This window comes from Brevibacterium sp. K11IcPPYGO002 (assembly GCF_050920635.1).
Lineage (GTDB): Bacteria > Actinomycetota > Actinomycetes > Actinomycetales > Brevibacteriaceae > Brevibacterium.
This window is the reverse complement of the sequence record NZ_CP131929.1, coordinates 1430682-1443637: the sequence shown is the minus strand read 5'-3', so window position 1 is coordinate 1443637 and position 12956 is coordinate 1430682. Positions and strand designations below refer to the sequence as shown.

General features: G+C 65.7%; 11 protein-coding genes. 6 read left to right on the top strand and 5 right to left on the bottom strand.

What is annotated here, in order from left to right:
• The first annotated feature begins 85 nt into the window (after positions 1 to 85).
• Positions 86 to 454 carry a hypothetical protein gene (locus tag QYM46_RS06555; RefSeq protein WP_169251812.1) on the top strand — a complete coding sequence of 123 codons (369 nt, stop codon included), beginning with the start codon at positions 86 to 88 and terminating at the stop codon, positions 452 to 454.
• Between the two features lie 185 nt (positions 455 to 639).
• Here QYM46_RS06555 and hrpA read toward each other — a convergent pair whose 3' ends face one another.
• The 3 genes from hrpA to QYM46_RS06540 form a co-directional block, all read right to left on the bottom strand.
• Positions 640 to 4938, bottom strand: a complete 4299-nt coding sequence (hrpA, locus tag QYM46_RS06550) for an ATP-dependent RNA helicase HrpA (protein ID WP_432791274.1) — start codon at positions 4936 to 4938, stop codon at positions 640 to 642.
• A 60-nt stretch (positions 4939 to 4998) separates the two neighbouring features.
• Positions 4999 to 6321: an Nramp family divalent metal transporter gene (locus QYM46_RS06545; protein WP_248279138.1), complete on the bottom strand. Its 1323-nt coding sequence runs from the start codon at positions 6319 to 6321 to the stop codon at positions 4999 to 5001.
• Between the two features lie 165 nt (positions 6322 to 6486).
• Entirely contained in the window at positions 6487 to 6996 is a 510-nt protein-coding gene (locus QYM46_RS06540; RefSeq protein WP_432791273.1) for a DUF664 domain-containing protein, read from the bottom strand.
• An 18-nt stretch (positions 6997 to 7014) separates the two neighbouring features.
• On the opposite strand from QYM46_RS06540, the gene QYM46_RS06535 reads away from it, so the two are divergent.
• The 5 genes from QYM46_RS06535 to QYM46_RS06515 all read left to right on the top strand — a co-directional run bounded on the left by QYM46_RS06535 (position 7015) and on the right by QYM46_RS06515 (position 10409).
• Complete coding sequence (locus QYM46_RS06535; RefSeq protein WP_101555385.1) at positions 7015 to 7443, top strand: YidH family protein; 429 nt, start codon at positions 7015 to 7017, stop codon at positions 7441 to 7443.
• Positions 7440 to 7802 (top strand): DUF202 domain-containing protein, encoded by a 363-nt coding sequence (locus QYM46_RS06530; RefSeq protein WP_432791272.1) that lies wholly within the window; start codon positions 7440 to 7442, stop codon positions 7800 to 7802. The genes QYM46_RS06535 and QYM46_RS06530 overlap by 4 nt, the downstream gene beginning before the upstream one ends.
• A 79-nt stretch (positions 7803 to 7881) precedes the next feature.
• Positions 7882 to 8199 carry a hypothetical protein gene (locus tag QYM46_RS06525; protein WP_229663872.1) on the top strand — a complete coding sequence of 106 codons (318 nt, stop codon included), beginning with the start codon at positions 7882 to 7884 and terminating at the stop codon, positions 8197 to 8199.
• A 42-nt stretch (positions 8200 to 8241) separates the two neighbouring features.
• Positions 8242 to 9168 (top strand): AEC family transporter, encoded by a 927-nt coding sequence (locus tag QYM46_RS06520; protein WP_432791271.1) that lies wholly within the window; start codon positions 8242 to 8244, stop codon positions 9166 to 9168.
• A gap of 68 nt (positions 9169 to 9236) precedes the next feature.
• A complete protein-coding gene (locus QYM46_RS06515; protein WP_432791270.1) occupies positions 9237 to 10409 on the top strand; it encodes a TIGR01906 family membrane protein in 1173 nt (390 codons plus the stop codon).
• A gap of 208 nt (positions 10410 to 10617) precedes the next feature.
• Here the strand turns inward: QYM46_RS06515 and ppk2 are convergent, their stop codons facing one another.
• Positions 10618 to 11520, bottom strand: a complete 903-nt coding sequence (gene ppk2 / locus QYM46_RS06510; RefSeq protein ID WP_169251806.1) for a polyphosphate kinase 2 — start codon at positions 11518 to 11520, stop codon at positions 10618 to 10620.
• Between the two features lie 67 nt (positions 11521 to 11587).
• A complete protein-coding gene (locus tag QYM46_RS06505; protein ID WP_432791269.1) occupies positions 11588 to 12874 on the bottom strand; it encodes an MFS transporter in 1287 nt (428 codons plus the stop codon).
• Between the last annotated feature and the right edge of the window lie 82 nt (positions 12875 to 12956).

Here is a 12956-nt window from a genome sequence, read left to right as displayed (position 1 = left end):
GTTCAGTCACAGTGGCCGAGGCCGGGTCTGCCGGTCCGCGTTGCGTCCAGCGTCCTGTCGGAATCGGCCCATATGCTGGGGTGCGATGTCTGAGGAATTCGTCGAATATGCCGGCCGTTCGGAACCGAAGGAACGGTGGCTCAAGGCCCTGCCGCTCATCGTTGCGGGAGTCCTGGGTGTCCCGCTGCTGTGCGCGGCGATCTGGTTCTCCTGGCAGATAGCGCAGACGACGAAGTACCTCTTCGATCTCGGCACCTCCGGCGGCGAGGCGGCCGGAATGGTGCTGCTGAGCCTCTCGGGAGCCTTCTGCCTCGTCTTCTATCTCGCGTTCCTCTTCATCGGCACCCGCCGTCGCACGTGGAAGTGGCGCATCTGGTGGAGTGTCGCGACCCTTCTTGCCGCCGGAGCTCTGCCGCTGTGGTGGCTCTTCAGCGGCTTCTTCGCCGACGTCTGACGTTCGCGGGCCCCGGCGGCAGCTACCGCCCTGCATCCCTGACCACAGTTCGCATTCCCTACCCGCCGCGGCAGAACCTCCCGCCCGCGGCTTGTCCTACAGGTACTCACGCATCAGTCACTCTTCGCGCCAAAACATCCCGCTGCAACGGGGCGTTCTGCCACCAAGGGTGAGGGATGGTGTACTCAGAGCTGGGCGAGAGCCTTCGCGATGCGCTTCTCCGACACCGGATGTGCCGTGCCCAGCGAGTTCGCGAACAGTGAGACGCGCAACTCTTCGAGCATCACGACGACCTCGACCCATTCAGTGGGCAGCGACACGATCAGCTGCGACCACTCGGCCTTCGCCAGTGCCGGGAAGCGGTTGCCGATCTTCCTGACCACATCGCTGCTGCAGCCGGTGACTCGATCCATGAGCTGCTTGTCACGGATCGGCGAGTCCTGCATTCCGCCGATGCGCCCCACTTCGGCCTGCACCCAGCGGGGCAGCTCGCGCAGCATCTGCGGAGTCATCGCCGCAATGGCGCCTGCAGTCATCCGGGCGGCTCGCCACGCCTGCACATCGGCGAGGTTGGAGAGGATCGCCAACGAGGAGGCTTTCGAGACGAGCTTATCGAGCTCGGTCGCCGCCTTCAGCGCCTTCATCAGGGACGGCAGCAGCGATGAACAGGTCAGCGGCAGCTCGGCGTCGACGTCCCTGCGCAGCCGCGCGAACTCATCGGCGGTGGCCACCCATGACGTTTCAGCCGGCCCCAACCGGTCGGCGACGAGTCCGCGGATCCCCACTCGAATCAGCCCGACCAGCAGCTCATCGGCGGTCGTCTGATGACCGGCGAGAATGAGCTTCTCCTGAGTGGTCAGCCCGTCCTGCAAGTACTTCAGCGCATCAGCAGTGTGCCGCCCCAGCAGGGTGATGATCGCCTCTCGTGTGGCCAGGCGTGCTTGCGCTGCGGTGTCGAAGGCAACCAAGTCCACCGAATCCGTACGGTCGGCAAGCCCTGGGACGACGCCGGCTGCGGCCTGATCGGGGTCGGCCAGTTGACCGAACGACCAGTCCGTCAGCCCCGTCTTCGGGGTGAACGCGCTCTGCTTCTGGCGGGCCTTGCGCACCTGCGGTGTGGCCTTCGTCGTCAGTGCGGTCAGGTCCTCGCCGAGACCGACGGTCTTCTTTCCATCGACGACCCGGAAGGTCAGCCGCAGATGAGCGGGAATCCGCGATCGGTCGAAATCGTTGGCGGTGACCGTGATCGGAACGAGGTCGTTCAACCCTCCCCCGCCGGCGCGTTCGCTCAGAAACGCGGCGAGCACCTCCGGCAGGCTTCCCTGGTACGGAGTGAGCGCCGGCAGAATCTCGCGGGCGACGTCGGGAGCGGGAACGAAGTAGCGGCGCTTGTTCTTCGGCAGCGACCGGATATAGGCGGCGACGAGTTCTTCGCGCAGGCCCGGGACCTGCCAACTGAATGCGTCCGCGTCGACCGCGGGCACCGCCTCGGCGGGGATCTCCACGGTCACCCCGTCCTCGGTGCTGCCGGGGTCGAACGAGTAGCGCAGCTTCGCCCGCGTGCCATCGGTCAGTTCCCATTCCATCGGGAAGTCCGAGGCCACCGAGGCGGTCAGTTCCTCACTGTCGTCACTGAGCAGCACCGAGGTGGTGAGGTCGAGCAGGTGCGCGTCCCGTCGCTTCTGCTTCTTCCACCAGCCCCGGAAATCCGCCGCCGAGGTGATCCCCTCCGGAATCCGTTCGTCGAAGAACTCGTAGAGGGCATCGTCTTGGTCGAGCACCCGACGATTCCGTGTCCGCGATGCCAGATCTTCGGCCTCGTCGATGACGGCCGCGTTGTGGTCGAGGAAGCCGAAGCGTTCGTGCCAGTCGCCTTCGATGAGACCCTTGCGGATGAATGCGTCCCGGGCGGCCTCGGCGTCGATGGTGCCGTAGCCGACGCGGCGGTCGCTGACGAGTGTGACTCCGTAGAGGGAGATCTTCTCGTACACCATCGATGCGCCGGCCTTCGTCGACCAGTGCGGATCCGAATGCTGGCGGGTGACCAGATCACCGGCGGCTTCGACGACCCAGTCCGGGTCGATCGCGGCCACGGTGCGTGCCCACAGACGGGAGGTCTCGACGAGTTCGGCGGCCATGACGAAGTCCGGGTTGACCTTGAAGAGTCCGGACCCGGGGAAGATCGCGAACCGGGTGCCGCGAGCCCCCTGATAGTCCTTGTGCCGCTCCGACCGTGAGCCGATCATCGTCAGCAGACCGGTGAGCAGCGATCGGTGGATGGCGGCGGCGTGCGGGTCGAGTTTCGCGGCCGCCACCTGCTTCCCGGTGTCCGCTGCCGGTCCGGTCGCTCCCTGCTTCTTCGCGCTGCGTTTGGCGGCGCTGAGTTCGGCGAACCCGATCTTGCCGTTCGCGCCTCGCCGGCCTTGAGCATGTCCTTCGCCCCGACCGCCACGGGTGTCCTGATCGCCACGAGCAATCTGGCCCCTGCGACCACGACCGCCACGACCACGGTCGGAACCGTCACCGGACTCAGCAGGATTCGCCTTGCCGCCGTCGCCGTCGAGGTCTGTCCCATCGGACGTCGCGTCGTCGCCCGGCTGCCAGACGGATTTCTCGATCCTGATCCCTGCGGAGCCGAGCAGAGAGCGCAGCTGTCCGACGAGATCCTGCCATTCGCGGATGCGCACGAAGTTGAGGAACTCGTCCTTGCAGCGCCGACGGAACTTCGATGATCCCATGTCCGCCTGCAGGCTCTGCAGGTAGTTCCACAGGTTGAGGTAGGACAGGAAATCACTGCCCCGGTGAGTGAACCGGGCGTGCTTCTCATCGGCTGCGGCACGGAATTCGGCCGGTCGTTCCCGGGGGTCCTGGATCGACAGTGCGGCGACGATGACGGTGACCTCTCCCCCGCAGCCGGCTTCCGCGCCGGCGATGACCATCCTGGCCAGGCGGGGGTCGATCGGCAGCACGGTGAGTTTCCGACCGATCTCGGTGACGTGGATCTTCCCGGCAGAGTCGCTGGTCAGCGCCCCGAATTCGGTGAGCATCGTGCGTCCGTCGCGGACCGCTCTGGCCTCCGGCGGGGTGAGGAACGGAAAGTCGAGGATCTCCTGATCACTCGAGGCGAATCCCAGTGAGGCCATCTGCAGGATGACGCTGGCGAGGTTCGTGCGCAGGATCTCGGGATCGGTGAATGCGGGCCGCGACTCGAAGTCATCCTGTGAGTACAGCCGGATGCAGATACCGTCGCTGGTGCGCCCCGAGCGGCCCTTGCGCTGGTTCGCACTGGCTTGGGAGATCCGTTCGATCGGCAGTCGCTGCACTCGGGTGCGGTTGGAGTAGCGGGAGATGCGGGCGGTGCCGACGTCGATGACGTATTTGATTCCGGGCACCGTCAGCGAGGTCTCGGCGACGTTCGTGGCCAGGACGATGCGAGGTCGCGAATGCGGTTGGAAGACCTTCTGCTGCTCGCCGGCCGAGAGCCGGGCGAACAGCGGCACGACCTCCCAGCTGCTCATCCGCGGGCGTCTGCGCAGGTGGTCGGTCAGGGCGTCGGCGGTGTCACGGATCTCGCGTTCACCGGAGAGGAAGACGAGGATGTCACCGGGGTCCTCGGCGGCGAGTTCGTCGACGGCGGCGATGATTCCATCCGTCTGCTCCTCGACTCCGGTCTCGTAGTTCCCGGATTCGCCGGGTCCGTCGACATCGTCATCGGCAGGATCGTCCCCGAGCGGCCGGTACCGGACCTCGACCGGATAGGTGCGGCCTTCGACGGAGATGATCGGAGCGTCGTCGAAATGAGCGGAGAACGATTCGGGGTCGATCGTCGCCGAGGTGATGATGACCTTGAGATCGGGACGTCGGTCGAGGACTTCCTTGAGATAGCCGAGGAGGAAGTCGATGTTGAGGCTGCGTTCGTGGGCTTCGTCGATGATGATGACTTCGTAGTCGCGCAGCAGTTTGTCCCGGGAGAGCTCGGAGAGCAGGATGCCGTCGGTCATCACCTTCACCCGGGTGGAGTCGGCGACCTGCGCAGTGAACCGCACCTGATAGCCGATGGTGCTGCCGAGTTCTTCGTCGAGTTCGTCGGCGATGCGCTCGGCCACGGTCCGGGCGGCGATGCGCCGAGGCTGGGTGTGGCCGATGAGTCCGTCGATCCCGAGGCCGAGGTCGAGGCAGATCTTCGGCAGCTGGGTGGTCTTTCCCGATCCCGTCTCACCGGCGATGATGACGACCTGGTTGTCCCGGATCGCCTCGGCGATCTCATCCTTCGCCGCGGTGACCGGCAGATCCTCGGGGTAGGAGACGGTGACCGGATGAGCCGCGCGGGCGTCCTTGAGTCGGGCCCGGCGCTGCTGATGGTGCGCCGCCGTAGTTCTGCGTCGCTGAGACGCACGCCCACGTCCGTTCTTCCCGCGCCGAGGCGGCCGTCCCGGATTCGTGTTCGCTGGAGTGGTCGACGGGGTCGGGTTCTGTTCTGCCATTGCGTCTCCCAGCTTAGCGGCAACCCCACAGCAGAGGCTGACGACCGGGCAGAGCCCAGGTCAGCTTCCGCCGCCCCACAGCGGTGCCAGCGCCGAGTAGAGCTGCTGGATGCCGAGGATGATGAACAGCAGTGCGGTGATCGCCAGGGCGACGTTCGTGTGCAGCTTGTTCGCCCATTCCTTCGGGATCTTCTTGCCGTTGAGCAGCCCGAGGAGGGTGATGGCCAGGAACGGCATGAACAGCGAACCGAGGACGCCGTAGGCGAGGATCAGCCCGATCGGCTTGCCGAGGATGAACAGCAGCATCGGCGGGAACGTCAGCCACAGCACATAGAACTTGAAGTACTTGCCGCCGGTCAGGGTGTCGGGGTGCCCGCCCGGCTTCTTGCGCATATGCCCCCAGAAATCGGCGAACATCAGGGACACACCGTTCCAGACGCCGATGATCGAGGAGAAGGACGCGGCCCAGAAGCCGACGAGGAATCCGATGCCCACGACCTCGCCGTAGCGGGCCTTGAGGACGTCGGCGAGGTCGAGCAGCCCCTTGTCCTCGGCGGAGATCGAGACTCCCGCGGCACGGACGACCTCGGCACCGACGACGAGCATGGCGATGACGAAGATGCCGGTCATCACGTACGCCATCGAGTTGTCGATGCGCATCACTTTCATCCATTTCGGGGTGTGCCAGCCCTTCTCGCGCAGCCAGTAGCCGTAGGCGGCCAGCGTGATGGTGCCGCCGACGCCTCCGGCAAGCGCAAGCGTGTAGATCACGCCGCCCTCGGGGATGATCGGGATCAGACCGGTGAGCATGTCGGGAATGTTCGGGGCGGCGATGATCGCCAGCCCCACGACGGTGATGAACATGATTCCGACGAGGACGGCGGTGATCTTCTCGAACACGGCGTAACGGCCGAACCACACCATGGCGAAGCCGGCCAGGCCCATGAGCACCGACCATACTGTCAGGTTGATCCCGGGGAAGAGCGCGGCCAGCGGCAGTGCCGCCGAGCTCATCGCGGTGGCTCCGTAGACGAAGCCCCAGATGATGATGTAGGGACCGAAGTACCATGTGGTCCAGCGGCCGAGTGATCGCCAGCCTTCGAAGATCGTCTTTCCGGTCGCGAGGCTGAACCTGCCGGCGCCTTCGACGAGGACGATCTTGAGGATGACGCCGACGATCACCGCCCACAGCAGTCCGTAGCCGAACTGGCTGCCGGCCACCAGGGTCGCCACCATATCGGCGGCTCCGACACCCGTGGCCGCGACGACGAGGCCGGGACCGATGACCTTCCATTTGGCCGGGCCCGAGGCCTCTTCGATTCCGGATACGGTTTCCGCATCACCCGCGTCGCCGGGGCCGGAACCGTTCGACTGCTCACTCATGGTGTCTTTCGCTTTCGTCTTCGGCCGCGCACAGACTCACGATGTGGTCGGGGGGTCGCTCATCGGGCTCTCCCGCACATCGGCGACGCAGCGGTCTCCGTATTTCCTCAGTCATGATAGGTGACAACCGTGCTTTCGTCTCTGCGGCGTCTCACCAGTCGCCTCTCACGACGGTCCGCCTCGGAATGACGCGGAGCGTTCCTGCTCAGAACCGGTCGGCGATGCTGCGCAGGCGTTCGAGATACGCATCCTGGTCGAAGTCCTGCGGCAGGTTCGGAGCCTCCTCGGAGAGTCCGGCGGCACCTGCCCCGGCGAATCGAGACTGAGCGACTCGACGGTCTCGTCAGCGAACTCGGCGACTCGGGAGTAGAGGTCGAGCAGGTGCTCGGTCGTCTCGAACTCTGTCGCGCACCAGTCAGCCTGTGGGTCGAGCGCGATGTCGGCGTCGGTGACGAGCTCGTCGGGATTCGGCCAGGCGCGGCCGAAGGTGTCGCCGAAGTAGACGATCTCGACCTGCGCCATGTGTTTGAGTGCGCCGAGGAGGTTGAAGCCGGTCGGGGTGCGCGGCCATCTCAGCGACCTTTCGTCGAGTCCGGACAGCTTCCACCGCAGGTTCGTCCGGCCTCGGTCGAGGGACTGCTGCAGGAAGGACTTCATCGACTCGTCGTCGCCCATGAGCTCAGGGTTCCACACATGCCGCACACCGTCTACCGCTATCCTCGAAGGGTGAGTGAGAACAATTCTTCGCAGGACTCCCGCAGCCGCATCGCCCGTCGGGTCTTCCCCGACGGCGTCGACCCCGATCCGCGCTTCACCCTCGCCAACGAACGGACCTTCCTGTCCTGGATCCGCACCGCCCTGGCCTTCATCGGCGGCGGCATCGCCGTCGAGGCCTTCACCTCGGAGATCTTCTCGACCGGTCTGCGGGCGACCCTGTCGATCGTGCTCATGGTCATCGGGTTCATCCTCGCCGCCGGTGCCGCGTTCCGCTGGCACCGCATCGAATCGGCGATGCGGCGCAAGACCTCCCTGCCGCTGCCGCTCATCATTCCCATAGTCAGCCTCGCCTCGGCGTTGGGTGCGGGTCTGCTCGTCCTGGTGTTCGCCGGCCTGCTGCGATGAGTCCTCGCACTCCGCGACCTCGGCGGCCCCGGCCGCTGCCGCACCCCGATCCGGGGCTGCAGCCCGAACGCACCACGCAGTCATGGCTGCGCACGAGCCTGACCATGACCGTCGTCAGCCTCATCTTCATGCGCTTCATCCATGTCTTCGGAGGCTGGTCGGTCGCGCTCTTCGTCGTGTGCATCGGCCTGGCCATCGCTGCGCTGTCCATGCAGGTCAGGCGCTACCGGCTCGGCTCGGACTCGATCCAGGCCGAGCGCAGCCGCCCGACCCCCTGGGCCGTGGCCTTCCTCACCGCTTCGGTGTGCCTCATCGCGGTCATCAGCATCGCCTCGGTCATCAAGATCTCGCTGCTGTGATCACCAAGACGCCGCATCGGAGTTCCTCGTTATGAGACCACCGTCCGAGCCGATGACCTGCGCGCCTAAACTGGTCCGCATGAAGGATGCACGCGAAGTCTCCACCGCCCCGCTCGTCGCCGTCGGACTCATCGGCGGTTTCCTCACCGCCCGCGAAACCGGGATCCGTCCCCTCGGCGGGGTCGTCCTCGCCGCCGCGGGCGCCTACGCAGCCCGCTCCTGGTATGTGAAGAAGGGCTGGCCGGCCGCCACCGGGCTGAGCTTGGCCTACCTCGGCGGGTTCGGCGCTTCCCATCCCCTGGCGAAGAAGATCGGTGCGTGGCCGGCCGTGTTCGCCGTCAGTGCGGTCAGCGCCGCAGCGTCCTATGTCGTCTCCGATATCGCCGAGGCGGACTGACACCACCGCCCCAGACGCAGGAAGCGAGGACCCGAGCAGCCCATGCTGGCCGTATTCGAAGGTTTCGCCGTCATCGCCGGAGTCATTCTCGTCGGGTTCGTCCTCGGCCGCTCCGGCGTTCTCGGTCCTCACGGCCAGCAGGTCATCGCGAAGCTCGTCTTCTACGCCGGCACCCCGACCCTGCTCTATGTCACGGTCTCCGAGACCGACCTCGGGCTGATCTTCAACACCGCCCTCTTCGCCACCGGCGGGTCGGCGCTCATCGTCGGTGCCGCCCTCTTCGCCCTCACCAAGTGGATCCGAAGACGCAGCACCGGCGAAGCGATGTTCTCCGCGTGGGCCACCAGCTACGTCAACATCGGCAACCTCGGCATCCCGATCGCCGCCTATGTCCTCCATGATATCGGCTACGTCGCCCCGGTCCTGCTCTTCCAGCTGCTCATCCTCGCCCCCATCGGCATGGCCGTGCTCGACGGCGCGGGCAAGAAGCAGCATGATTCGCACTGGTACTCCGCGATCCTCCAAGTGCTCAAGAACCCCATCGTCCTCGGCGCCGCAGCCGGAGTGGCCGCCTCGGCGACGGGTTTCGAGCTGCCGCGGTTCATCTTCGAACCCATCGACATGATCGGCGCCACGGCCGTGCCGGGCGCCCTGCTGGCCTTCGGCATCTCACTCAAGGACGGGTGGGGAATCCCCGTCAAGGGCAGCCGCGCACAGCTGAGCTACATCACCGGTGCCAAACTCATCGCCCAGCCGGTCATCGCCTGGGCCATCGGCGGCCCCCTGCTCGGTTACACCGGGATCGACCTGTTCGCCATCGTCGTCACCTCGGCCCTGCCGACCGCGCAGAACGTCTACATCTACTCGATGCAGTACCGACAATCCGAGGCGCTCATGCGCGATGCCGTCTTCATCACCACGGTCCTGTCCGTTCCGGCGCTCGTCATCATCGCCGCCCTGCTCGGCTGACTCCGCGAAATCGACCGCCGTGGCGTGTCCTCCCCCGCTTGGACCCGGTGGTCACTGACAATGGGGATGTGTCCAGAGACGAGAAGAACGAGACCGAAGACCTCCTGAGCAGGCGGATGAGTTCAGGGTCTGCCAGTGCTGCCGAGAAGCAGTCGCAGGCTCCTCTGGAGGCGGCGAATGATCCCTCTACCGACACCGAGGCGTTCGATCCGATCACGGATCCCATCGCCGAGGATGCCCCTGAGCATTCCGCGGATGCGAAGCCCTCGACGGGTCCGGTGAGGGTGGCTCCCGCCCATTCGACGAATCCGCACTCCCAGCCCGCGACCGCGAGCACGCGTGCCGCCGAGCAGAATGCTGCGCAGAAGTCCGCCGGCACGGATTCGGCCGCCGCTGCATCGACGGCCGATACCGGGGCCACCCGTGAGGTGCCTCAGAATGCGCGCACCGCGGTGATGAGCGAAGCCGATTGGGCAGCGGTGTCGAAGGCGGCGACGTCGACCGATGTCCGCGACCCCGAGGTGCCCGAGCGGCGCCGGTCGGTGCTCGATGTCATCGGCACGATCTGGATCATGCTTGCCACCCCGTTCGTCCTGCTGGCTCTGGCGGTGCGTTTCGTCGCCTCCGGGATCTTCCTCAAATTCGAGTACTTCCGACCCGGGTTCCCGGCCGACCAGTTCGGTTTCAGTGCCGCCGACCGTGAGCACTACGGGACCTATGTCATCGACTACCTGCACAACTTCGATTCCCGGCGCTACCTCGCCGACATCGTCATGCCCAACGGAGAGCCGATCTTCATCTCCGAAGAGCTCAGCCACATGGCTGACGTCAAGGGTCTGATCTCGCTGCTCTACCTTGTGGCTCTCGTCGGGATCATCGGGTCCGTACTCTTCGGCATCTACATGTGCCGCAAGAACGGATCGGGCATCCACGCGGGAGTGCGTCTGGGGTCGATCTTCAGCATCATCTTCATGGCCGCCGTCGCCGTCGTCGCCGTGCTCGGCTGGGACAGCTTCTTCCGCGGGTTCCACAAGGTGTTCTTCGCCGATGGGACGTGGGAGTTCTACGCCGATGATTCGCTCATCCGCCTCTTCCCGCCCCAGTTCTGGGTCGATGCGGGCATCGCCGGCGGCGGGCTGTTCGTGCTCCTGGCGATCATCCTCTTCCTGCTCAGCTTCACCGGTCACAAGAAGCGCCGTGCGCTGCGCAGGGCACGGAAAGACGCCGCAGCAGAAGTCTGATTCTTCTTCACTCCGCGCCGGCGGTCCGGCTCCGGGCGGCGGCCCGGTTCCGGGCGGCACAGCAGCACGTCACTGCACAGCGGGTTCGAGTCCCGCTCCACGGTTCCGGCCGGGTGGTCTTTCCCCTTCCACCCGGCCGAATCTCTGTCCGGAGTCGGTCGACCGGACCAGCGATCCCCCGCCTCGGTGACGGTGGACGGTGACTGAACTAGTCGTCGACGGCGTCGCGGCCGCGACGGACGAGCAGCGGGTCGGCGTCATAGACGACCGATCGGTCTTTGTCCGCGTAGTCGAACTGATTGAGGAAGTAGCGCATCGCATTGAGGCGGGCGCGCTTCTTGTCGTTGCTCTTGATCGTGATCCACGGAGCGTGATCGGTATCCGTGCGGCGGAACGTCTCTTCCTTCGCTTTCGTGTAGTCGTCCCAGCGATCGAGGGACTCGAGGTCCATCGGTGAGAGCTTCCACCGCCGCACCGGATCGATCTGACGGATCGCGAACCGGGTCCGCTGCTCTCTCTGGGTCACGGAGAACCAGAACTTCGTGACGTGGACTCCGGAGTCGATGAGCATCTTCTCGAACACGGGGGCCTGTTCCATGAAGGTCTCGTACTCGTCGTCGGTGCAGAATCCCATGACCCGCTCGACATTGCCCCGGTTGTACCAGGATCGGTCGAACATGACGATCTCCCCGCTCGTGGGCAGGTGGGAGATATAGCGCTGGAAGTACCACTGTCCGGCTTCGCGGTCGGAGGGTTTGTTGAGTGCGACGACGCGGGCGGCACGCGGGTTGAGGTGTTCGGTGAAGCGTTTGATCGTCCCGCCCTTGCCGGCGGCGTCACGACCTTCGAAGACGATGACGTGTTTGGCGCCCGTGTCCTGACCCCAGTACTGGAATTTCAGCAGTTCGACCTGCAGTTTGTACTTCTCGAGTTCGTATTCTTCGCGGTCCAACTGTTCGTCGTACGGGTACCCTTCCCGCCACGTTTCGACGGCCCGGCCCATGGGGTCGATCAGGTGCGGATCCGTCGTCTGGCTGTCCGCGACGGCGTAGCCTTCGAGGCGGAGTTTGTCGATGTACTCCCGCAGATTCTCTTGGAACAGACTGTTCACGAGATCCTTCCCTTTCACTGTCGACACCGGAGTGTGCCTCGTGCACGATAATGTGCCGAGATGAATATCAGGTTATGCGATCGACGTCGCGTCGCGGGATGATTCCGACGCTCAAAAGTGGGGCCAGCGCGATGAGTCCGAAGGACAGCGGATAGCCGAACGCCGTCACCAGGGCACCGAATCCGGGACCGAGCAGAGCCGACATGACGAACTGTCCCGTGTTCTGGGCTCCCAGCGCCTTGCCTGACCACCGCGGTCCGGCGGCTTCGGCCACCGAGGCGAAGGCCAGACCGTTGTCGGCCACCGACACAGCAGAGGCGAGGATGAAGACGATAGCTGCGAGCGCGGGCAGCTGTGTCAGCGACAGGACGGCGATGGCGACCACGACGATCACGGCCGCGACGGCGACGATGCGCATGAGGCCCACGCGTGATTCCGTGCGGTCGGAGAGTCCGCCGACAACCATGCGACCGACAGCGCCGACGATCTGCGCGATCGCGACGATCGCTCCGGCGGTGCCCGCCCCGATCCCTTGGACGACGATGAGCCAGACGAGTCCGTAGGTGGAGAACGCGAACTGCGGGACGACGAGGAGCGCGGAGACAGCGTGGATGCGCCACAGGAAGGAATCGCTGCGGTAGGGATTGATCGCCGAGGCGGTGCTGGGCTGTCCGCCCCCCGCCGAGGTGGTGCCCGGTTCGGTGTCATCGGTGCGCGTCGTCTGGGGATCGGTGTCCTGGTCGAGTTCGGCCACCTCGGTGCGGGTGGGCGTCTGGTCCGGTGGGTTGCGGATGACGGCGAAGCAGACGAGGCCGAGCACCCCGGTCACGGCGGCGACGAACCAGAGGTAGGCGGGGAATCCGCCGGCCGCGGCGATCCCCGGGATGGTCACGGCGGCCACGCTTGTGCCCAGGGGCTGGGACATCTGGCGGATGCCCATGGCCAGTCCTCGGCGGTGGCGGGGGAACCAGCCCATGACGACGCGGCCGGACGCAGAGTTCACCGAGGCGGCCGCGGCACCGGAGGCGGCGATGACGATGACCATCCAGATCGGCGAGTCGACGACGAGGACAGCGGCGGCCGAGAACGCAGCGGTCAGCCCGATCCCCAAGGTCATCGCCAGTCGTTCGCCGAAACGGTCGGCGAATGCGCCCCAGGCGATGAGGGTGAGGATGAGGCCGAAGCTCGGAGCGGCTGCGACGGTGCCGGCCTGGGTGAGTGTGAACCCGAGGTCGGAGTGCATGTAGGGGATGAGGAAGGCGGGTCCGGCAATCGCGATGGTCGCCGCCATCTGCGTGAGGACACCGACGACAAGGATCACCCAGGCCTGCCCGGTGGGTCCGTTCGTCGTCATCGTTCCAGGTTAGCCGTGTGCCCGGATCGTCCGCGGAATGTCTCAGATCGCGGTGGCCGGGCTTTGCCGGTAAAGTGTGTTC

Coding starts and splice junctions, on each gene's coding strand:
- QYM46_RS06525 (WP_229663872.1), top strand. CDS start 7,882: ATGAAGGATGCACGCGAAGTCTCCACCGCCCCGCTCGTCGCCGTCGGA.
- QYM46_RS06545 (WP_248279138.1), bottom strand. CDS start 6,321: ATGAGTGAGCAGTCGAACGGTTCCGGCCCCGGCGACGCGGGTGATGCG.
- QYM46_RS06540 (WP_432791273.1), bottom strand. CDS start 6,996: ATGGGCGACGACGAGTCGATGAAGTCCTTCCTGCAGCAGTCCCTCGAC.
- hrpA (WP_432791274.1), bottom strand. CDS start 4,938: ATGGCAGAACAGAACCCGACCCCGTCGACCACTCCAGCGAACACGAAT.
- QYM46_RS06505 (WP_432791269.1), bottom strand. CDS start 12,874: ATGACGACGAACGGACCCACCGGGCAGGCCTGGGTGATCCTTGTCGTC.
- QYM46_RS06520 (WP_432791271.1), top strand. CDS start 8,242: ATGCTGGCCGTATTCGAAGGTTTCGCCGTCATCGCCGGAGTCATTCTC.
- QYM46_RS06555 (WP_169251812.1), top strand. CDS start 86: ATGTCTGAGGAATTCGTCGAATATGCCGGCCGTTCGGAACCGAAGGAA.
- QYM46_RS06530 (WP_432791272.1), top strand. CDS start 7,440: ATGAGTCCTCGCACTCCGCGACCTCGGCGGCCCCGGCCGCTGCCGCAC.
- QYM46_RS06535 (WP_101555385.1), top strand. CDS start 7,015: ATGCCGCACACCGTCTACCGCTATCCTCGAAGGGTGAGTGAGAACAAT.